This is a genomic window from Methylobacter sp. S3L5C (assembly GCF_022788635.1).
In the GTDB taxonomy this organism is placed as follows: Bacteria; Pseudomonadota; Gammaproteobacteria; order Methylococcales; family Methylomonadaceae; genus Methylobacter_C.
The window spans coordinates 870,103-890,722 of record NZ_CP076024.1; the positions used below are offsets into that span (position 1 = coordinate 870,103).

17 protein-coding genes are annotated in these 20,620 nt (G+C 43.6%); 3 read left to right on the forward strand and 14 right to left on the reverse strand.

What is annotated here, in order from left to right:
* Positions 1 to 91 precede the first annotated feature (91 nt).
* The 7 genes from miaA to purM form a co-directional block, all read right to left on the reverse strand.
* The gene (miaA, locus tag KKZ03_RS04130; RefSeq protein WP_243220239.1) at positions 92 to 1,042 is read right to left on the reverse strand and encodes a tRNA (adenosine(37)-N6)-dimethylallyltransferase MiaA; all 951 of its coding nucleotides are present in this window, start codon (positions 1,040 to 1,042) and stop codon (positions 92 to 94) included.
* A 32-nt stretch (positions 1,043 to 1,074) separates the two neighbouring features.
* Positions 1,075 to 2,925: a DNA mismatch repair endonuclease MutL gene (mutL, locus tag KKZ03_RS04135; RefSeq protein ID WP_243220241.1), complete on the reverse strand. Its 1,851-nt coding sequence runs from the start codon at positions 2,923 to 2,925 to the stop codon at positions 1,075 to 1,077.
* A 71-nt stretch (positions 2,926 to 2,996) separates the two neighbouring features.
* Complete coding sequence (locus KKZ03_RS04140) at positions 2,997 to 3,755, reverse strand: IS1 family transposase (protein ID WP_243220242.1); 759 nt, start codon at positions 3,753 to 3,755, stop codon at positions 2,997 to 2,999.
* 598 nt (positions 3,756 to 4,353) lie between these two features.
* Positions 4,354 to 5,586 carry an N-acetylmuramoyl-L-alanine amidase gene (locus tag KKZ03_RS04145; RefSeq protein WP_256451996.1) on the reverse strand — a complete coding sequence of 411 codons (1,233 nt, stop codon included), beginning with the start codon at positions 5,584 to 5,586 and terminating at the stop codon, positions 4,354 to 4,356.
* Positions 5,587 to 5,673: 87 nt separating this feature from the next.
* The gene (gene tsaE / locus KKZ03_RS04150) at positions 5,674 to 6,090 is read right to left on the reverse strand and encodes a tRNA (adenosine(37)-N6)-threonylcarbamoyltransferase complex ATPase subunit type 1 TsaE (protein ID WP_243221535.1); all 417 of its coding nucleotides are present in this window, start codon (positions 6,088 to 6,090) and stop codon (positions 5,674 to 5,676) included.
* Positions 6,090 to 7,550, reverse strand: coding sequence for an NAD(P)H-hydrate dehydratase (locus KKZ03_RS04155; RefSeq protein WP_243220245.1), 1,461 nt, complete (start codon positions 7,548 to 7,550; stop codon positions 6,090 to 6,092). Before KKZ03_RS04155 ends, tsaE begins: the two co-directional genes overlap by 1 nt.
* Positions 7,551 to 7,734: 184 nt before the next feature.
* Positions 7,735 to 8,790 carry a phosphoribosylformylglycinamidine cyclo-ligase gene (gene purM, locus KKZ03_RS04160; RefSeq protein ID WP_243220246.1) on the reverse strand — a complete coding sequence of 352 codons (1,056 nt, stop codon included), beginning with the start codon at positions 8,788 to 8,790 and terminating at the stop codon, positions 7,735 to 7,737.
* Between the two features lie 211 nt (positions 8,791 to 9,001).
* On the opposite strand from purM, the gene KKZ03_RS04165 reads away from it, so the two are divergent.
* Positions 9,002 to 9,403 (forward strand): hypothetical protein, encoded by a 402-nt coding sequence (locus KKZ03_RS04165; protein ID WP_243220247.1) that lies wholly within the window; start codon positions 9,002 to 9,004, stop codon positions 9,401 to 9,403.
* Positions 9,404 to 9,664: 261 nt separating this feature from the next.
* Here the strand turns inward: KKZ03_RS04165 and KKZ03_RS04170 are convergent, their stop codons facing one another.
* The 7 genes from KKZ03_RS04170 to KKZ03_RS04200 form a co-directional block, all read right to left on the reverse strand.
* Positions 9,665 to 11,464 (reverse strand): VWA domain-containing protein, encoded by a 1,800-nt coding sequence (locus KKZ03_RS04170; protein ID WP_243220249.1) that lies wholly within the window; start codon positions 11,462 to 11,464, stop codon positions 9,665 to 9,667.
* The gene (locus KKZ03_RS04175) at positions 11,461 to 12,441 is read right to left on the reverse strand and encodes a VWA domain-containing protein (protein ID WP_243220250.1); all 981 of its coding nucleotides are present in this window, start codon (positions 12,439 to 12,441) and stop codon (positions 11,461 to 11,463) included. The genes KKZ03_RS04170 and KKZ03_RS04175 overlap by 4 nt, the downstream gene beginning before the upstream one ends.
* Positions 12,438 to 12,929 (reverse strand): DUF4381 domain-containing protein, encoded by a 492-nt coding sequence (locus tag KKZ03_RS04180; RefSeq protein WP_243220252.1) that lies wholly within the window; start codon positions 12,927 to 12,929, stop codon positions 12,438 to 12,440. The genes KKZ03_RS04175 and KKZ03_RS04180 overlap by 4 nt, the downstream gene beginning before the upstream one ends.
* A 77-nt stretch (positions 12,930 to 13,006) precedes the next feature.
* Positions 13,007 to 13,429 carry a type II toxin-antitoxin system VapC family toxin gene (locus KKZ03_RS04185; RefSeq protein ID WP_243220254.1) on the reverse strand — a complete coding sequence of 141 codons (423 nt, stop codon included), beginning with the start codon at positions 13,427 to 13,429 and terminating at the stop codon, positions 13,007 to 13,009.
* Positions 13,426 to 13,677, reverse strand: coding sequence for a hypothetical protein (locus tag KKZ03_RS04190; protein WP_243220255.1), 252 nt, complete (start codon positions 13,675 to 13,677; stop codon positions 13,426 to 13,428). Before KKZ03_RS04190 ends, KKZ03_RS04185 begins: the two co-directional genes overlap by 4 nt.
* A gap of 110 nt (positions 13,678 to 13,787) precedes the next feature.
* Entirely contained in the window at positions 13,788 to 14,717 is a 930-nt protein-coding gene (locus KKZ03_RS04195) for a DUF58 domain-containing protein (RefSeq protein WP_243220257.1), read from the reverse strand.
* Entirely contained in the window at positions 14,717 to 15,694 is a 978-nt protein-coding gene (locus tag KKZ03_RS04200) for a MoxR family ATPase (RefSeq protein ID WP_243220258.1), read from the reverse strand. The genes KKZ03_RS04195 and KKZ03_RS04200 overlap by 1 nt, the downstream gene beginning before the upstream one ends.
* A gap of 1,146 nt (positions 15,695 to 16,840) precedes the next feature.
* Here KKZ03_RS04200 and KKZ03_RS04205 point away from each other — a divergent pair.
* Positions 16,841 to 18,610, forward strand: a complete 1,770-nt coding sequence (locus tag KKZ03_RS04205) for a glycosyltransferase family 39 protein (RefSeq protein WP_243220260.1) — start codon at positions 16,841 to 16,843, stop codon at positions 18,608 to 18,610.
* Position 18,611: 1 nt separating this feature from the next.
* Positions 18,612 to 20,483 (forward strand): asparagine synthase (glutamine-hydrolyzing), encoded by a 1,872-nt coding sequence (gene asnB / locus KKZ03_RS04210; RefSeq protein WP_243220261.1) that lies wholly within the window; start codon positions 18,612 to 18,614, stop codon positions 20,481 to 20,483.
* Positions 20,484 to 20,620: the final 137 nt, after the last annotated feature.

Genomic DNA, 20,620 nt, shown 5'->3' on the forward strand with positions numbered 1-20,620 from the left:
CTTTTATTCACTGATGTTGCGCAGCAGTTAATCGTAATTTTTGTTTGCCGCCCCGAGCACCTAAACAATAAAAGCTATCGCGATAACGATACTAAAATTCTTCCCTGCTACTCATTACAGTCGCCAAGACTTCTTGCAATAAATCCGCTTGCCCGGTCTGAAAACTGATTGCATCCGTTTCTCTACGTAACCAGGTAAATTGGCGTTTAGCTAATTGTCGGGTCGCGATAATGCCTTTTTCTGTCATACTTTCAAGACTGTCCTCACCTTGCAGATAGGCCCAGATTTGACGATAGCCTACGGCACGAATTGCCGGCATTTTTTCGTTTAAATCACCACGTTGGTAGAGCGCTTCTACTTCACTAATAAAGCCTTGTTCCAGCATATTTCGAAAACGTTGAGCAATGATATCATGTAGAATTTTCCGGTCTGACGGGGCAATAATCAGTTTTATTTGTTGATAAGGAAAGTCTTCACCCTGAACTGTATCAAAAAAAGAGGACAAGGGTTTGCCACTAATTTCGTAGACTTCCAAAGCGCGTTGAATTCGTTGTGGGTCATTTGGATGAATCCTCGCCGCCGCCAGTGGATCAATATCAGCCAGCCGTTGATGCAAGGCCTCTTTACCCAAGCGTTCTAAATCGTCATCCAATTTAGCTCTGATCGCCGGATTGGCTTCAGGTAATACGGCAAGTCCCTTTAATAGCGCATTAAAATAAAGCATGGTACCACCCACTAAAATCGGTATTTTTCCACGCCCGGTTATAGAGGACATTAAAGCAAGTGCTTGTGTTCTAAACTGGCCGGTAGAAAACGATTCTGATGGATCCAAAATATCTATCAGATAATGGGAAATACCACCTCTTTCTTCCAGTGTGGGCTTGGCTGTACCGATGTCCATGCCTTTAAATACCAACGCAGAGTCCACACTAATAATCTCACCATCCAACTCCTGCGCCAATTGAACAGATAGAGCCGTCTTCCCTGAAGCCGTTGGTCCCATTAAGAAAATAGCTGGCGGCAATGGCTGTTTTTTTATCATACCGGAATTCTGTTACGCATTACTGATATCGGTTATTGACCGCGCATGAAAAATTTATCAAGATCGTTAGTTGATAATTCTATCCAAGTCGGCCTGCCGTGATTGCATTGTCCTATTCTTTCGGTTTGCTCCATATCCCTAAGCAATGCGTTCATCTCGTCTACGCTCAAACGGCGACGCGCACGGATAGCACCATGACAGGCGATAGTTGCCAATAACCGGTTGGATTGTTCCTGTATACGCTGACTCATGCCATGCTCGTTTATATCAGCCAGTACATCACGTATCAAGGTTTCTTTATCAATGTTGCCCAATAAAGCTGGCGTTGATCGCAAAACAATCGTTTCAGGGCCGGACCGGTTAAGCTCAAACCCTAACGTACTAAAAAACTCATGTTCTTGTTCTGCCAGATCAGCTTCTGCCAAACTGACGTTTATCTTAATCGGCAGCAACAAAGGTTGGCAAGGTATCGACCCTAATTGATATTGCTTTTTCAGACGCTCGTAGGTCACTCGTTCATGGGCTGCATGGGCATCAACGAGAATGATGCCTTTAGGAGTTTCGGCCAGAATATAAATATTATGCAAATGCGCGATAGCATAGCCTAACGGATGAGTATCCTGTGTTGAAGATAGTACTGGTACTGGGGCTAGCGATGGTTGCTGCTTTTGTACAAACTGATCGTCCGGATACAATGAAGCATAAGCGCTTATTGTTTCCGCTACCGTAGGCAGTGACGTTTGTAGAGGCTGCCTTGGACTATAATCCGGTTTACGATCAAAATTTGAACTTGCCTGCGGCGTTGGTTTAAAATGCGGCTCATATTGCCTGGTTACGTTATCGCTAACCTGATCGACTTCTACTACCTCGACACCGTGTTCCGGCCTGACATTGGCCAGGGACCGGTGTAATGCTGTAAACAAGAAATCGTGAACCAAACGACCTTCTCTAAACCTGACTTCCAGTTTTGCCGGATGTGCATTAACATCAACCAGAGTCGGGTCAAGTACCAAATACAAGACAAAAACCGAGTGTCGCCCATGAAACAAGACATCCTGATAGGCTTGCTTAACAGCGTGGGAAACCAGTTTATCCCTTATCAACCGACCGTTGACATAAAAAAACTGCATATCCTGCTGACTGCGGGAAAAGGTCGGCAACCCAACCCAACCGCTTAATTGCAAGCCTGATGCGGCAAAGTCAATTTTTACCGAACTCTCAATAAAAGCGGATCCGCAAATACCGGCAATCCTTTGCTCTTGCGCGCTATCCGTTACTGCGGGTTTTAAATTAAGCACTTCTTTTTGATTATGCGATAACGTAAAACCAATATCAAAGCGGCTCAGCGCCATTCTTTTTATTAACGTTTCAATATGGGCAAATTCGGTTTTTTCAGTTTTTAAAAACTTGCGTCTGGCTGGTGTATTATAAAATAAATCGCGCACATCAACCGTAGTGCCTTGAGGATGCGGATCGGGTTGCGGATCAAAGTTCTGTTCGGAGCCGTCTGCCATTACACTCCAGGCGCACTGGGCATCGGCAGTACGGGAAATTAAAGTAAGTCTGGCAACAGAACTGATACTGGGCAGGGCTTCACCACGAAAACCCATGCTGGCTACCTGTTCCAGATCCTGTAAGCTGGAAATTTTACTGGTCGCATGTCGTGATAAGGCAAGCGACAAGTCCTCTTTGACTATACCTGAACCATCATCCCTGATTTTTATCAGCCGGGCACCGCCCTGCTCAATATCAATGGTGATCTGCCTCGCTCCGGCATCAAAACAATTTTCAACCAGCTCTTTAACCACAGAAGAAGGTCTTTCGACTACTTCACCTGCAGCAATTTGATTAACCAGTTGAATGGGGAGTGAATGAATACGCATAGACAGTTACTATAAATTATTTATCTGAAAATCTATAGTATTATTGATTTGGTAGTGGGTGAAATCTGTAATCATATGTAAATATCAAGTCCAAACTCAACTTTATTGATTAATAATCCGATGACCCTATCATGCATCAATTCCAGCTTCAAAAAGCAAATTGTTTTGCGTACCAGACGTTTAATCCACGTCCTAAAGTTTAGATTTTTACGTTCTATTTTTTGGGTATTGCGCTTACCAATTTCATGCTTATCGGCATCAATATGGCGTTCATAGGCACCCCAATCATCTGTGTAGTACCGCTTGATGCCAAATGGTTCAAGTAACGCTTTGAGTTTTTGAAAAACCACATCCTTACACTTGCCGAACATATAGGCAAGCACGGTGTTGGTAGCGTGGTCAACAGCGTGCCAGAGCCAACGTTGGTTGGATTTATTACCGACATAAGACCACTGTTCGTCGAGTTCTGCCTCACAACCTGCGTCCTCTAGCCTGACGTTCAGTTCGCCGCTGGCACTCAGCTCAAATATTTTGGGATTAACCTGAACAAGACTGACGGCTTTATTTCTCAACGTGTTAATAACCGTATTCTTATCGATTTTTAGCACACGACCAGTATCACGAATACCGCTGCCATTGATTGCCATATCAATCACCCGCTTCTTTATGCCTGGCTCGCAGGCTCGGTAACGATATTTCAGCATAAAGGTTTTAGTTGGGCAATCTGGCTCTCGGCAACGGTAACGTTGTTCACCGTGCGCATTATATCCGGCTGACGAAATATGGTTGCTGTTACACTGGCGACAGGTAACTTGTTGATAACAGGTCATGGTCAATATTATGGGTTTTAATCGAAATGTCATAACTTCAAGTATATTGAAAATTACAGATTTCACCCACTACCGATTATTTTAAAGGCAAGACTGTTTTAATGGGGCTCGGCCTTTACATTCAATTATTCCACCACCATACCAAAGAACGGCTTTATGGTTTTGTTTGATAAGCGGTACCTGACGTTACCGCAGAAACAAGACAGACTTAATATCGGAGTCTGAAGATATATGTTGCAGAAGTAGACTATAACTTTCTGGCAGTATATAGAGCCATAAATTAAGTACGCACTACAGAAAGTATATCGCTAAATCAACTTTAGACTATTTAATTAATGTCTGTTTGAAAGCAAATACTTACCGTTGCGGCGAAGAGTTTTATAACACTCAATGTTCAAGTTTTTAATTCTTGATTTTAAAGAATGCTGATAAATCATGCCTGACAACCAAGTAACTATGATATAGCAGCTGAACGCATTGACCAAAATTCCTTGATTTATCTGGGACCATCTCAGTCAAGCTAAAAAACTTGAACATCGAGTAACAGGCTTATCCACAAAATAATGTGCATAATTTTTGTTGGCGCTGTGATCAAAACCTACATATCCAAGGCCGCAACTCTGTCATCAACGGGAGCAGATTGTCTAAAATAACCCAGCACACCTTTAAAAATAGCATTAGCTACTTTTGATTGATAGCTATTACTTAATAAGTTTCGCTCTTCTGATGCGTTAGAAATGAAAGCAGTTTCAACCAATATGGAGGGTATATCAGGCGATTTTAATACCAAAAAACCTGCTTTTTGTACGGAAAGCTTATGTAATTGCGAAATAGTATCAAAGTGCTTTAATACCTGCTTGGCAACATTAGCACTCGCTTCCTGAGTTGCCGTTTGCGACAAATCCAATAGAACTGATGCTAAAATATCCTCTTTATCGCTAAGACTAACGCCCACTAAATCAGCAGCATTTGCGGTATCCGCCAGCCAACGCGCGGCTTCACTTGAGGCTCCGGTGGTGGATAAGGTATAGACGGAAGCCCCCTTAACGCCGGCATCCTGAAAAGCATCGGCATGTATTGAGATAAATAAATCCGCTTTAGCGGCTCGGGCAATTTTCATCCGGTCTCTAAGACCAACATAATAGTCACCTTTACGAATCATCACGGCTTTCATACCAGACTGTTTACTAATCAATGCTTCCAATTTCTTGGCAATTTCAAAGGTAACTTTTTTCTCTTCAGTGCCCTGAGGTCCATGAGCACCGGGATCATTACCACCGTGCCCCGGATCAATGGCGATCACTATATCATTGGCGGTTACCGCTGCAATCAATTTACCGGCAATTGATTTAGTCGCGACTGTCTTGGGTTGAAAAGACTGGCTCGCAGCCAGCTTGGTCACTTCATCTCCGGTTATTGTGGCGACAATAGGATCTTTATTAAGCAAATCAATGACCAGAACATGTTCATTGCTATTATTGGCGCTTAATGAGAATTTTTTCGTGCTAATCGGCATTTTCAAATCAACAACAATTCTTAAATCAGTGCCGTCTTTTATTCCTGAGCGGACTCGGGTAAATAATGGATGCGCTATAGAAGGTTGATTTAATGAATGCTTTAACCGGGCATTTTTAATATCAATGACCAATCGCGACGGATTATCCATAACAAAAAACCGATGCTCTGTTGATGCTGTCACATCAAACGCCATGCTATTTTGTTTTGAACTAGTAGTATATCGTAATGAATTTACGTTGATTTGTTGCGCATAACTCGACACAGACAATAACTGTAATCCAACGAAGAACAAGATTTTCCAGTAATTTATCATATCAACATCCCCCAACGACAATAATTTGCTTTAAATTATGCCAATATGTCGTTGTTTTTATAAATCCTTTGCAAGTTTTTTAAAGTTTTAAGAAACATACTCTAAATTTACCGACCGGGCAAGCCCTTGTGGTTTTAAAGTAACAATTATATTCGGTTGTGGCAAAAAACCTTTGCCGTTATCTGGCCACTCAATAAAACAGACACTGTCTTGGTCAAAATAATCTCTTATGCCTATCCATTCAAGTTCTTCAGGATCAACGACGCGGTATAAATCAAAATGAAATATTTTACGACCATCGACCACGTACTCTTCAACTAACGTGTAAGTTGGGCTTTTAACCGTGCCATTATAGCCAGCCGCCCGAAGAAAACCTCTGGCTAATGTCGTTTTTCCTGCTCCCAAGTCGCCCTGTAAAAAAATCAGACATTTTGTGGGCACCGACTTAAACAATTCGGCACCCAATTGCTCGGTTGCTTCCGTACTATCCAAATAGCGCTGCATCATACAATCTTTCTGAGGTAAGGCATTAAATCACTGGCCAACAGACCTCTTTCACCGTCCTTTTCTGCAGCTAAATCAGCGGCCAGTCCATGATGATAAACGCCTTGTTGTGCCGCATTTTTCAAGGACAAGCCTTGTGCAAGCAAGCCGGCAATCACACCCGCAAGTACATCGCCCATACCCCCTGAAGCCATGCCCGGATTTCCTGTCGTAGAAACGGCACAATCATTTTCAGAGGCAATTAGTGTACCGGCACCTTTAAGAACCGCAATACCGTCATATTTGGCCTGAATAGCTGAAACAGAGGCAAACCGGTCTTGTTGAATTTCCGCCGTAGAACAATTTAATAAACGGGCGGCTTCACCTGGATGAGGAGTTAAAACCCAGTCAGCATTTTTTACCGGCGAGCGAGCCAATAAATTTAAACCATCAGCATCAATGATCAATAATTTTTGCGCTTTTATGGTCGCTGTAAAAAGTTCTTTTGCCCAATCACTTTGCCCCAAGCCCGGGCCTATCACAATAATACTGGCCTTTTCCAACAAACAGGCAAGCTGCTTTGCACTGTCTACACCATGACACATTAATTCAGGCCGGTTTAGATTCATTAACCCGGCATGTTCTGTCCGTGTTGCGATACTAACCAATCCGGCACCCACTCGCAAAGCCGCTTCACCAGCCAGTCTTGCAGCACCGGAATAACCCAAATCACCACCGACTATCAGCACATGTCCGTAATTACCTTTATGAGCACAACGATCGCGACGCGGTAACGGCGTTTTAACAACACGAACCGCCGACGCTGCAACTTCTTGAAAAAGAGACATCGGCACGGCTAATGAAGCATAAGCAATTTCACCGCAATAGTCAGCCGCTTGCCCGGTAAATAAACCTTGTTTTAACGCAATAAAAGTAACGGTACAGTCTGCTTTTACAGCGCACCCCAGCACATTACCGGTATCGGCATTCAAACCAGACGGACTATCCACTGCAACAACATGGGCAGGTGCCTGATTGATAACCTGAATAGCCACTGCATAAAGCCCCGTTACCGGCCGATCCAGTCCGGTTCCCAACAAGGCATCAACAATGACATCTTCATCAATCAGTTCATCACCCTGAAAGGGAATAATAACCCCCTTTGCCTCACTATAATTCTGGTAAGCTGTCAAGGCATCACCTTTGCTGTTTTCAGGGTTTGCAAGAGCATAAACACTCACTTTCAAGCCGGCTTCCAACGCCAGCCTGGCAACAATATAACCATCGCCGGCGTTATTCCCCGCACCACAAAAAACGGCTACGGATCGTGTATTGGGCCATTTATTTCTGAAACATTGAAAAACCTCATAACCCGCCCTACTCATTAAGTCAAAACCGGAAATGCCTCGATCTTGTATGGCAATTCGGTCAAGCTCTCTAACTTGAGCGGTACGATAGAGCGTTAGGGGTAATTTTTGCATAATAATTATTCGGGTTTAATGCAAGCGGAAAAGAAGGGTCACTGATAATAAGTATAATTTTTTGTAGATTCCAGGATAAATAATTTCGATGCCAACAGATAACATCGCTTCAAGGGATATTATCTGTATAAACTTATAACGACGTGTATGGAAATTTAATTTCTGAAAGATTATAGGCGAACGATTATGCTTTAAGATGCGTATAGCTAACTTCAGGCTTGCCTTCAGACTCAACAAGTTCGCCAATAACAAAAACCGTTTCGCCCAACGATTGTAAAACTTCAATAGTCATTTTTTCATCTTCTGCAGCAACACACACTATCATGCCAATACCGCAATTAAAGGTCGTCAGCATATTTGCCTGAGATACGTTGCCCTGCTCCTGTAGCCACAAAAAAATATCAGGAAACGTCCAGGAAGACAAATCAATACTTGCGTTAAGTCCTTCAGGAAGCACACGTGGTAAATTTTCGGTTAAACCACCGCCAGTGATGTGGGCAAAAGCATGTACAGGTACTTTGTCCAATAGAGATAATAACGCTTTGACATAAATACGGGTCGGCTCCAGTAACGCTTCGCCTAGTGTTTTATCATTAAATGCATCAGTAAGTGCCGAATTACTGTGAGCAATTATTTTTCTGATTAATGAGTAGCCATTGGAATGTGGGCCGGATGAGGCAATACCGATCAGCTTGTCACCGACACTTACTTTACTGCCGTCCAAAACTTTGCTTTTTTCCACAATACCAACGCAGAAACCGGCCAGATCATACTCTCCATCAGCATACATACCAGGCATTTCAGCCGTTTCGCCACCCACCAGCGCCGCGCCGGCCAATTCACAACCCTTACCGATACCCTCTATTACTGATGCTGCCGTATCAACGTCCAATTTTCCGGTAGCAAAATAATCCAGAAAAAATAACGGCTCAGCGCCTTGCACAATAATGTCATTGACGCACATGGCAACCAAATCAATACCTACCGTGTTATGGATGCCTAAATCTATAGCCAGCTTTAGCTTGGTACCTACGCCATCAGTTCCGGAAACCAGAATCGGATTTTTATAACGATCCAATGGCAATTCAAACATTGAGCCAAATCCGCCCAATCCTGACATAACGCCCGCTGTGCGTGTTCTGGCCGCGATGGGCTTGATGCGCTCAACTAATTCATTGCCTGCCGCAATATCAACGCCAGCACTTTTATAATTCAAGCTTTCTTGGTTTTGTGCGCTCAATGTAATTGTCTCTTAAAAATTTAAACTGTCGATATTGTACAAGAAATTGTCGTTTTTTGTGAATGATATGGAAGAAAGCTTGCCAGTGATTATCGATTAGTTGTAAGTTATTACCGAAATAATTAAATCGACTAAAAAAATAATTAAAGTAGCTTGCTATGTCAGCGAGTTAATCTTTAAAAAAACACCAGGTCTTGATTGAGGAATCAATATGAAATTAACAAACTTGTTTAAATCTACACTATTTATTGCTGTTGTTTTATTTAATGGCGCAGCAAATGCATATAGTCCTGAAGAATTAGAGAAAGAGTGCAAAAAACCACGCTTCACTGATTTTAATCTTACCAAATATAACGCAACTGATAATATTGAGGTTGCACCGGAATCCGAGTTTACTATAAAAGTATCACCTTGGGCAGACCCCACCACCATTAAGCTGATGGCAAAAAAACAACCTCTGGCTTTTACTGTAGAAACCAATAGCAGTTTTCACAAAATAAAGGCAAAATTACCTGCTTCCCTGAATGGCAATTTTGTCAGAATTGATGTCAGTGCCATGGCTGAAATGGGATGTGATGATAAAGATGGCTGGCTTATTAAAATAGCCAAGTAACAAAATTGTACCGCCTTGTGTTTGGCAACCAAGTACAAAGCGGTTAGCTGGCTTTAATTTTAAAATATTTCCGCTTAAACCTTGAACAGAATGACATGCTGATGTAGTTATTCTGACCAGCAAATCGTGTGGGCCTCTGATTTAGTCAAGTCCACATTAGCTTTTAATGACTAATGCCGCGCTTCGATTTTTTCATAGTCACAAATCTTACTCACTATTTCATATCCACAAGACTTGATACGCCTGTTCTTTTTGATCAGATTAACGCTCCCGCTGCCCGTATTGATATTTGAATTTACGCTTTAACAATCCGGCCGGATCATCGGGGATTCTTTTCAGCCATTGTTCATTGGCTTGCTGTTCTTCATCCGAAGGCTTTGCGCTGGCGGGTACTTGTTTGGGTGGTTCTTTTTCCTTACCCTCATCTTTTTTCTGCTCGGCTTGCTGAGCCTGATCGGTGCCCGGTTTTTTTTCTTCCGGTTTATTTTGTTGCTCTTGCTTTTCGTCAGATTTTTGTTCATCAGCTTGTTGCTGCTGGGATTTTTTATCTTCAGTCTGTTCGGGCTTTTGCTCGGCTTTTTTCTGCTCTTCAGATTTTTCTGATTGATCATCCGCCTTTTTTTGCCCGGAATTCTCTTTGGACTGTTTTTCCTTATCGTCGGGCTTATCTTTCTTATCCTGAGGCGGCTGTTCTTGCTTTTGTTTTTCCAGGGCTTTTTCTACCAACTCTTTATTGTATTTGGCATCGGCGTCATCTGGGTTACGTTTTAAAGCTTTCTCATAGGCCTTTACGGCTTCTTCCAACTGACCTGATTGTGCAAGCGCATTACCTTGATTGTAGGCACTCAAAGCACTCTGGTTGACTTTCAGACTGTCCAACGCCTTATCGTAGTCACCGGCTTTATAATGTGCTGCTGCTTTCCAGTCAGGATCTTCAAATAGGTTTGCCGCTTCCTCAAATTGGTTGTTTTTATAAACCTGTTGCGCCTGTTGGTCTTTGTTCTGCCATAGATCCTGCCATTCAAAGGCATAACTGTTTTTAGGCAACGGTAATAGCAGTAATAAGCCAATACATAACAGGCCTTTTCTAAAACTTAATGCCGCCAGCGGTAAAACCAGTAACAACAACCAAGGTCCTTTATCTTCCCATTGATCCAGCAATAAATTTTTATTCTCTTTGCCTTCCTGCTGTACCGGCTCGTCTATATTGGCCAGAAAGGCTTTAATATCGGCATCATTTGCTGTTATGGTTTGATAAATGCCCTTGCCTGCCTGAGCCAACTTTGCCAAATCACCGGCATCTAATTTGGGAATCACAATAGTACCTTGTTCATCTTTCAAAAAACCGCCCTCAGGCAACGCTATCGGTGCACCCTCAGTGGTTCCTACGCCCAATATTGACAATCTGTAGTTATCAAGTACGGTTGCTGCATCCGCCGCTTCATCACTATTAATACCGTCGGTAATCAACAATATCTGACCTTTTTGCAGACCTGCCTGTTTGAATAACTCAACGGCTTTTTCCAGTACCATCCGGGTATTACTACCTTCACTGGGCATAATGTCAGTAGTGAGTGCCGATAACTGACTGTCTATGGTTTGCGTATCATTGGTCAGCGGGGTAACAGTAAAAGCATCACCGGCATAAACCAGTAAGGCCGTCTGTCCATCTTTGCGTTGCTTTAAAATATCGGCAATTTTGTAACGTGCCCTAATCAATCGACTGGGTTTAATATCTTCTGCATCCATGGACCGCGACAAATCCAGCGCAATCACCAGCGCCGATTCATTTCGAAATACCGGTGAAGGCAAGCGCTGCCAAGTTGGCCCGGCTAATGCGGCAATGACTAATAAGGCGGCAATAGCACCTGTTGTTAATGACCGATAGCTTTGGTTAACAGCCTTTTCCTGTAATAAATACGGCAATAATTCCGCATCGCACACCGCTGACCAGTTGCCTTGACTGAGTTTGTTTCTTAACATTAAAACAAGTATTACCACAAAAGGGATAATAGCCAACAACCAGTAAGGTCTGATAAAGTGAAATTCAGCCAAGCTCATGACAACCTCACGCGAGATAAACAGATAAAAGCGGACAACCCCAGCGCCAGTGATAATGGCCAGTAATACAATTCACTGCGCGGTCTAAAATATTGTTTATCTTTTTCAACGGGTTCAAGCTTATCCAGTAACATATAGATATTATCCAGTTCATCCGTATTTCTGGCTCGAAAATAACGGCCGCCGGTACTCTCGGCAATCTTCACCAAAGTATTTTCATCCAGATCACGTGATGGATTGACTTTACGGTTGCCAAAAAAACTGCGAACGATCATTTCATCCGCACCGATGCCAATGGTATATATTTTTAATTGGCTTGCAGCAGCCAGTTCAGCGGCTTTTAAGGGTGAAACTTCGCCGGCGGTATTGGCACCATCAGTCATCAAAATCAAAACCCGGCTATTGGCAGGCTGATTTTTAAGACGTTTAACCGCCAAACCAATCGCATCGCCAATAGCTGTATTATCGCCGGCAAGACCAATAACGGATTCATTTAACAAGGTCAATACGGTTTTTCTGTCAAATGTTAACGGCGTTTGCAGATAAGCCTGGGTACCAAATAAAATTAACCCTAATCGGTCTCCTATCCGTCTGTTTATAAAATCGCCAGCTACCCCTTTGGTTGCCGTCAGTCGATCCACAGGCTGCTTGTTAATGATAAAATCCTGTTCTTGCATACTGGCAGATAAATCCACTGCCAACATTAAATCCCGACCACTGACTGCTTGCTCAATGGGCTCTCCCAACCATTGTGGACGAGTACATGCTATTACCAATAAACACCAGGCGATTGCCGCCAATAATAATGGCCATTGTCGGGTTTGGGAAACAGCCCGTGTTTGACCTTCAGAAAAATCATCCATAAACGGGACTTTTAATGCCGCCTGTTCCATAGGAGTATTAGCCGGAAACAGCCAGCGAATTAATAAAGGCAAAGGTAAGGCCGTTAAGAGCCAGGGCCATTCAAAATGAATCATGATTTTTGTTTGCTTTTGGCTGGTAAGGTTTGAGCATTAAGCCAGTCTTCGCACAGACTGATTAACTGAGAAATTTCCGCTTCGGTAGGCGGAGTATTTCGATAAGGTGCGGTGGTTAACAACTGACCACAACCGTCACTAAAAGGCGCCCCTGTTAACGATTTATCAAGAAATACCAACCATTGACGCCCGGTTAAACTCGCCACCTCGGTTCTCGATGTAACACTGATAGCAACACGGCGAAGCAGCATGGACAGTTCACGCAGTTTCTTGTCATTATCCACAACAGAATATTGCTTGATAAAAGCCAGCTGTTTTTTAGCCGTCTTAATGGCTGTTTTACGTGTCAGGCGTTTGTAAAGCCAATATAAAAACACGATAAATAGAGGAATCAACACTGCCAGCAGCCACCAGCCAATTGCCGGAGGCCACCAGCCGATTGCTTCAGGAAGATGTATATCTTTAAGGGGTAGCTGAGTGGTTGGCATTTGTTTATTTCAGTTTATTAAGTATTTATGCATTTTATGCACAATTTAAAACCATGTAATATGGTGTAAATTACATCTTACTCAATTATGTCCGGGAATATTAACGAAATAAGCTGATTACCGTTTTTACGATAAACTTTAAAATCACTGTCCAACGTTAAAATTTGGCTTTGCGGATAAATTTCGGCCAGCCTGACCAGGCATCCATCCGCTAATGACATAGGAACATCGCTATATTTTTTCAATAATATGTTAAGTGGCTGTATTTCATTTTGTAAACTAAATGGCAATGATAAAACGCCTTTTTCCAACCATTGCAACAGTAAGTTAGATTGTTGATAGCGCCTGAGTAAGAAACAGGCTTCAGAAATTATTGCTTCACACGTTAGTAATGGCGGCTGTATATTGGAAAATTGTTGAATAGCCCAACCATGGTAACTGTCATTCTTATTAATAATGGCAACCAGCACGCCAGTATCAACAATTACCTGTTGTTTCATTCACCGTAGCCTTTCATATATTCCGGGTTTGACGATAAATCCCTGGGAGCATCAACAATAACACCCACTTCCCCCTGAACCATATCCAAACAAGATACATTGTTTTTATTTTCGGCCGTAACGGCCTGATTTTCATCTTCGCTTAAGACAATAATTTTTACTTTTTGCCCTTCATGCCAATGCCGATAAGCCTGCGGTAAATGAATAATACCTTCGTTAATTTGAGCTTCAAATGCTATGGTTTGCATAAGGTTTCCTTTCTGGTTGCCAAGCTTTATTCGATTATTGCATTAGTATAATAGGATTCACTATAAGGTGATTATCAATCCTGAATCAGGAACAAATCTCCTACTTAAAATTATCTTAAAGATTGTATGGGGTCTTCGGTAGTACTGCATTGAATGACGGCAATACTTCTTCTTTTAGCCAGTAACTCCAAGCGTTGCAAGCGTTGGGAAAAACGCTGTTGATAACTGGTCAGGCGCTCCTGATCGCTGCTGTCAATAACCACATCCCGCGTCTCATCAGTAAAACGATAGCGACCTTTAATGGGCAAACTGCTTTCCAGCGGATCATAAACAAAAATCAACACCACTTCACAATGTCGGGACAGCTTTGCTATATGCGTTTCGGCTTGTTCATTAATACCACGAAAATCACTGATAATGTAAACCAGACTGCCCGGGCGTGCATGTTGTGTCAATCTGGCCAAGACCTGTTCCAGGGTAATAACCGGAATAACTTCCGTTGACAACTGGCTGACCGGCCCATTGGAATCGCCTCTGGAAACAATCGCATTTAAAAAGCGCAAGACCGCATGCCGGCCATTTTGCGGCTTTAACTCACGGCATTCCTGTTCATAAAATAGCTGACCGCCTATCCGGTCACCATGATGCTCGGCTGTCCACGCCAACAAGCCGGCCAATTTTGCCGCCAATACCGATTTAAAAACGCCACGGGTAGCAAAGTGCATGGTGCGACGGTTATCCACAGAAATAAATACCGGCCTTTCACGTTCTTCCCTAAACACCTTGGTATGCGTTTTTCCGGTACGCGCTGTCACTCTCCAGTCAATACTACGAATATCATCACCTGGTTGATATAAGCGAGCCTCATCAAACTCCATACCGCGACCTTTAAAGCGGGACATATAACCACCGCTTTGCCCGGAACGTTTCTGGCTATGCTGCAACGTTAAACCGCCGGCAGGTCTTGCCAAATCAATCAGCGTCTTCAAAGAGACAGAAACCCGCTCGTCTGCAGGAATTTCCTGTTTATTAAAAAGCATCAAGGTACAGCAATCCTGGAAATCAGCTCTTTAATAAAATAATCCGTAGTAATACCTTCGGCTTCAGCTTCATAAGACAAAATCAGGCGATGCCGCAACACGTCAAAGGCAATATCCTGAATATCTTCAGGGCCGACAAAATCCCGTTGTGACAACCAAGCCTTGGCTCTGGAACAGCGATCCAAAGCAATACTGGCTCTTGGACTGGCACCATATTGCAGCCACGATGCCAAGTCTTTTCCGTAAGCCCCAGGATTACGGGTTGCCAGTATGATTTGCAATAAATAATCTTCAAGGCTTTCCGCCATGTAAATATCCAGCACTTCATTACGTGCCTCAAACAAGGTGCTTTGGCTTATTGGCTCAAATTTATCGGTACTTTTTGATGAATCCGAACGGGCTTCTGACCTGGCTAGATGCAGAATGCTTTTTTCATGTTCGGCCTTCGGGTAATCAACTTTTACATGCAGTAAAAAACGATCCAGTTGCGCTTCAGGTAAGGGATATGTACCTTCCTGTTCGATAGGGTTTTGCGTTGCCATTACCATAAACAATTGTGGTAAGGGGTAAGTTGCCTGACCAACTGTTATTTGCCGCTCTGCCATAGCCTCCAATAACGCCGCCTGTACTTTTGCCGGTGAGCGGTTAATTTCATCAGCCAGTATCAGATTATGAAACAAAGGCCCTTTTTGAAATTCAAAAGTACCTTGCTGGGGCCGATAAATTTCAGTTCCGGTTAAATCGGCAGGTAATAAATCGGGGGTAAACTGGACCCGATGAAAATCGCCGCGAATACCTTTACTCAACACATTGATTGCTCTGGTTTTAGCCAGTCCCGGTGCACCTTCAACCAGAATATGACCATCGGCCAACAAGCCAATGAGCATCCTTTCAACAAGCACATCCTGACCAATAATCTCTTGATTAATGTAATTTTTTAACTTGATTAACAGAGCTTGATTGGTGTCTTTAGTCATTTTTGTTTTGCTGTTATGTTCTGACATGATAATAGTTATTTGTTAATCCATAGTACAAAAGCGTTACGCCTGAAATATTTTATCCCGCTTACCTAAAAGCCAGTTTAAAAAGACTCTTGGTTGCTTACGCAATCTCATAAACCATTTATTTAAGCATTCACTTCCTGCTTTTGAAAAAGAGCAGGGACCCAATAATTACCATTTTTTTTACTAAAATGTTCCCTATTCTAACCGGATATGAGGCGTAACTTGTCATTAATTAAGCAGTAAATCCACAAAAACCGTAAAAGATTATCATCGTGAAGATACGAAGTTTCTTCTTGTCTTCAAGGTTAATCAATCACTATTAATTAAGCTGCGTCTCCATAACTGTAAACTTTAATCATTTCAAAATTCACAAGTATAAAACCCAGTCAGCCCCACTCGGCATAGCCTATATTGTAGGCAAAAAAGCGTGGCAAGGTAAACACGTCCCGTTATCCGTATCCGTCCTTTTGCAACCTATTGCCAGTTATGTTAACTATGGTAACCGACTAATCACACTTTTTTGGCTATTTTATAAAAAAATAACTCTCATCCGCTTCGGGCGTTATCTGATATTTATCCAATTAACTGGGATGTTTTCGATAATTCCGGCGTGATAAATCATGTACGCATAAGGCAAGTTTTTGCGGCTTTAAGTTGTTTAGACATCTATGCCCCTGAAAGAATGTTATCTGTATGAGTTTACAGTGGCATGTATTGGAAATTTAATTTCTGAAAATTTATATATTAATTTTCTGGTGAGAAAAATCTGCCTGTTTTGCCTGATTCAATGCAGTCTGGTAGGCTGGATACGCTTTTTGTGCCTACGCGGAATTAAAGCGCTAGCACCAAAATAGTGGACAAAAAAGCGTTGCCCACCCTATATTTTGAATACTGCTTAAGGGTCGTTAGTCGACGCCCTATGCAGCCTATGATAATATTGACCGATTTTAGTTTGGCTTGGTAAAAATGCACTTAATCAAAAGAGGTCGTCAGCTCGGGATTTAATAAACCGTGCTACCACGATAATCAAGTTGCCTGCGAGGCGACTTTCTCAACACGAAAATTAGCACTGTTACTTGCCATTCCTGGTTAACCTCCCTTACAGACATTAAATAAACGATGACTTTTTTCTCTCCCCAAACAAATCGCTCTGCCGGTGATGACGACATATCCTCTATCAAGCACAATCGCTGGATTCTGGTTTTTATCTTTATTATCAGTATCTATATGCTGTTTGGTCGCTTGGGAGGATGGCCATTATTATCACCTGATGAAGGGCGTAATGCAGAAGTGGCCAGAGAAATGAGCCAATCCGGTTCCTGGCTGGTCCCTACTTATGACGGATTGGCTTATCTGGATAAGCCGGCCTTTTATTTCAAAACCATTGCCTTATCTTTTTCACTGTTTGGCGAATCGGAAGCAGTTGCCAGACTGTCATCTGCTTTCTTTGGTTTTTCACTGGTCGTGGCAGTTTTTCTATTTTGCCGAAAAATGTATGATCTGCGCACCGCCATGCTGGCCATGCTAATCATAACCACGACACCGCTTTACATCGCGTTTTCGAGATTTGTTATTTTCGATATGTCTCTGGCATTTTTTGTTAGCTGCACCATTTTTGCCTGTTTTCTGGCCGAGGAGTGCGAAGACAAGCAGCGGATACGTTGGTATCTGATAGGTGCCTTATGTGCGGGGATTGCCACCCTGATTAAAGGCCCGGTAGGATTTATTATCCCGACGCTGGTGATTGCCATTTTTAACGGCTTTGAGGGAAGATTGAGCGCCATGAAGCGTGCTTTTACGCCCCGCAATTGGGCCGTTTTTTTGGCCATTGTGCTGCCGTGGTTTATCGGCCTGTCGATTCTTCGCCCTGACTTCCCTTATTACGGGATTATGAGAGAATCCATTGCCCGCTTTACTACGACTGAATTTCATCGAACGGCACCTTTTTATTACTATGCACCCATTATTTTAGGTACTTTTTTTGCCTGGAGCTTCCTGCTACCGGAGTCCATCGTTGTTGCCTGGAAAAAAAGGAAAAGCTGGTCTCGCGCTGATCGCCTGTTTATTATCTGGGCCCTTGTTGTCGTCGTATTTTTCTCTATTTCACAATCAAAATTACCCGGCTATATTCTCACTGCAATAGTGGCTCTTGGCGTCCTGACCGCACGTGTTTTTGGCAAGGCAATGAACGACACAAAAGGACAGGCAGCACGCGTTATCTGGCATGGAACAATGCCATTACTGCTTTTTAGCGTCCTGGCAGCTATACTATTGGGCGCTATTGCTTTTGATCCCGAGCTGCTTAAAAGCAGACTCACGTCCAAACAGGATCTCTTTGATCCTTTTATACCTGCGATTCTGCCTTTGGCACTATCCTTTGCTTTCGTTGCTTTGCTTTCAATGTGTGCGCTCTGGAGTCGAAACACGCGACTGATATTTGCAGCCTTTATTAGTTTTCCCCTGCTGCTGTTGACCATTAATTTTAATGCATTATCTATTTATGCAGAGACGCGCTCCGCACGTAGTCTGGCAGAAAAAATTTCAGCAACTTTGCCGCCGACCACCGAACTGGTTTGTATAGAATGCCTGCCCAATGGTCTGCCATTTTATCTCAAACGCCTGGTGACGGTCCTAAGCCGTGACGGTAATGAACTGACCAGTAACTATGTCATATTTACGCTAAATTCCGACAATCCTTGGCCAGAGGGCATCGTACCGATAGCACAAGCCCATGCCTGGCTTGCCACGCGCACTCATCCGGTCTATTTGCTGGCTGATAAAAACCAGTTGGCAGCGCTTAAAGCCATTGCGCTGGAACGCGGCGTTGAAGTCATCAATCTTAATTCCAAATACTCGGCAGCGCTGCTGCCCACGCCAACAGGAAACTAATATGTGCGGTATCTGTGGTTTAGTTATGCTGGAAGGAATCGTTGACGACGACATCATCCCACAACAGGTTAACAAAATGATTGATGCATTAATGCATCGAGGCCCTGATGACACAGGGATTGACGGTGATCATTCGGCACTTTTCGGGATGACCCGGCTGGCCATTCGTGGTTTAAGTGACGGCAAGCAACCCATTATTGACCGTGACAGCGGGGTTATGATGGCCTGTAATGGCGAGATTGATAATCACCTTGAACTACGGGAATGGTTGCTCGAGCGTGGCCGAACTGTTGAACAAAGTACCGACGTTGCCGTCATCCCCGCCATGTATCTGGAACTGGGCGATGCCTTTGTGGAACGGCTTAAGGGAGCCTTTGCCATCGCTATCTGGGATCCGCGTACCAAAAAGCTGTTGCTTGCCCGCGATCGGGCTGGCGAACGTCCACTGTTCTTCTCGATTAACGATGGCGTCATTGCTTTTGCCTCGCTGATAGCCGCACTGGTATCGCCAGGTAAACATGACGTTACTGTCAGTACTAATGCCGTCCACAGTTACTTGCAAGCAGGTTTTTTTGTCGCTCCTGAAACACCTTTTAAAAATATTCAAAAAGTGTTGCCGGGAGAAGTTCTCACCATAGATACCAGCGGCATTCAACGTCGGCATTACTGGAGCTGGAACGCCGTTAATACAACCAAAAAAGCCGGTTCTTTGGACGCGTTCGACGATATTTTCCGGGAATCAGTGCGCAGGCAAAGCGAAGTTGATGTCGATTTTGGCCTGTTTTTAAGCGGCGGTCTTGATTCTTCTTTAATTACCGCCGTTACCCGAGCCATTCGTCCGGAAAAAACCTTGAAAGCCTATAGTCTACGCTTCACTGAAGCATCGTATGACGAAGGACATTATGCCGAGCAAGTCGCGAATACGTTGGGTGTCGAGTTCGTACCCGTTTGGGTGCGCCCCGAAGACTTTCCGCCAACTATCGCAAAACTCGTTCGGCAAGTTGGCGAACCATTGGCCGACCCTGCCTGGGTTCCCAGTGCGCTTTTGGCCAGTCGTGCCGCACAGGATGTTCGCGTAGCGCTGGTTGGCGAAGGTGCGGATGAACTTTTCGGCGGCTATCCGACCTACTTTGGTGCAAATCTTGCCGGCTATTATGCGCGACTGCCCGGTTCAGTCAGGGCACTGGTCAGACGTGTCGTAGAAGGTTGGCCCACCAGTGACAAGAAAGTCACCATCCCCTTCCTGCTTAAACGCTTTATTCAGGGTGACGAGCTCAACTTTCTGGGTCGCCATATACTCTGGACCTCCTGTATTTCTCCGGCAATTTTAAATCGCCTCGGCGTAACACCACCGTTGATTACCAGACCTGATTATTTATCAACAGAAATGCTGGATAGGCTTCAGCAGCACGATCTGGAAACTTCACTGGCGGAAGGGCTATTAACCAAGGCAGACCGTGCCAGCATGAAATCGGCATTGGAACTGCGGGCACCGTTTCTTGATAAGGAAGTCATGGAATTTGCCGCGACTTTACCGGAAAAAGAACGTATTAACCGGCTACAAACCAAAGTTTTTTTAAAGCAGTATGCGCTACGGTATCTGCCTGCCGATATCGTGCATCGTAAAAAACGCGGGCTTTCTGTGCCTTTAAGTAGTTGGTTGCGCGAACCGCTTTATGAATGGGCAAAAGCAAAATTATCGTCACCGTTGCTGGATCAGGTTGGTGTTAATCGTTACGTTGCAGTGGAACTGTTGCAAGAACACATGCAACGTAAAGCTGATCATGCCCGGGCAATCTGGACGCTGTGTGTCCTGAGCGAATGGCTGGAGTGGGTATCTGAAGTTAAGGCAGAGTCAGCAAATATTTTGTAGCCGGATGATTCCATGAGGTTGCCGGAGAACAGGAATCGTAGCGAGGGAAAGCTGTTTTAGTCATTTGAGGTAAATAGTTGTTCCATTAAACGAAAATGAGCGGAAAACAGGGCAAAAATAACTTTTCCGCATCAGGT

Excerpts from the sequence above, each read along its gene's own strand:
- KKZ03_RS04205 (WP_243220260.1), top strand. The coding sequence starts at position 16,841 with ATGACTTTTTTCTCTCCCCAAACAAATCGCTCTGCCGGTGATGACGAC.
- mutL (WP_243220241.1), bottom strand. The coding sequence starts at position 2,925 with ATGCGTATTCATTCACTCCCCATTCAACTGGTTAATCAAATTGCTGCA.
- KKZ03_RS04155 (WP_243220245.1), bottom strand. The coding sequence starts at position 7,550 with ATGCAAAAATTACCCCTAACGCTCTATCGTACCGCTCAAGTTAGAGAG.
- tsaE (WP_243221535.1), bottom strand. The coding sequence starts at position 6,090 with ATGCAGCGCTATTTGGATAGTACGGAAGCAACCGAGCAATTGGGTGCC.
- KKZ03_RS04195 (WP_243220257.1), bottom strand. The coding sequence starts at position 14,717 with ATGCTTTTTAATAAACAGGAAATTCCTGCAGACGAGCGGGTTTCTGTC.
- KKZ03_RS04200 (WP_243220258.1), bottom strand. The coding sequence starts at position 15,694 with ATGACTAAAGACACCAATCAAGCTCTGTTAATCAAGTTAAAAAATTAC.
- KKZ03_RS04180 (WP_243220252.1), bottom strand. The coding sequence starts at position 12,929 with ATGCCAACCACTCAGCTACCCCTTAAAGATATACATCTTCCTGAAGCA.
- miaA (WP_243220239.1), bottom strand. The coding sequence starts at position 1,042 with ATGATAAAAAAACAGCCATTGCCGCCAGCTATTTTCTTAATGGGACCA.
- KKZ03_RS04185 (WP_243220254.1), bottom strand. The coding sequence starts at position 13,429 with ATGAAACAACAGGTAATTGTTGATACTGGCGTGCTGGTTGCCATTATT.
- KKZ03_RS04165 (WP_243220247.1), top strand. The coding sequence starts at position 9,002 with ATGAAATTAACAAACTTGTTTAAATCTACACTATTTATTGCTGTTGTT.
- KKZ03_RS04145 (WP_256451996.1), bottom strand. The coding sequence starts at position 5,586 with ATGATAAATTACTGGAAAATCTTGTTCTTCGTTGGATTACAGTTATTG.
- asnB (WP_243220261.1), top strand. The coding sequence starts at position 18,612 with ATGTGCGGTATCTGTGGTTTAGTTATGCTGGAAGGAATCGTTGACGAC.
- KKZ03_RS04140 (WP_243220242.1), bottom strand. The coding sequence starts at position 3,755 with ATGACCTGTTATCAACAAGTTACCTGTCGCCAGTGTAACAGCAACCAT.
- KKZ03_RS04170 (WP_243220249.1), bottom strand. The coding sequence starts at position 11,464 with ATGAGCTTGGCTGAATTTCACTTTATCAGACCTTACTGGTTGTTGGCT.
- KKZ03_RS04175 (WP_243220250.1), bottom strand. The coding sequence starts at position 12,441 with ATGATTCATTTTGAATGGCCCTGGCTCTTAACGGCCTTACCTTTGCCT.
- KKZ03_RS04190 (WP_243220255.1), bottom strand. The coding sequence starts at position 13,677 with ATGCAAACCATAGCATTTGAAGCTCAAATTAACGAAGGTATTATTCAT.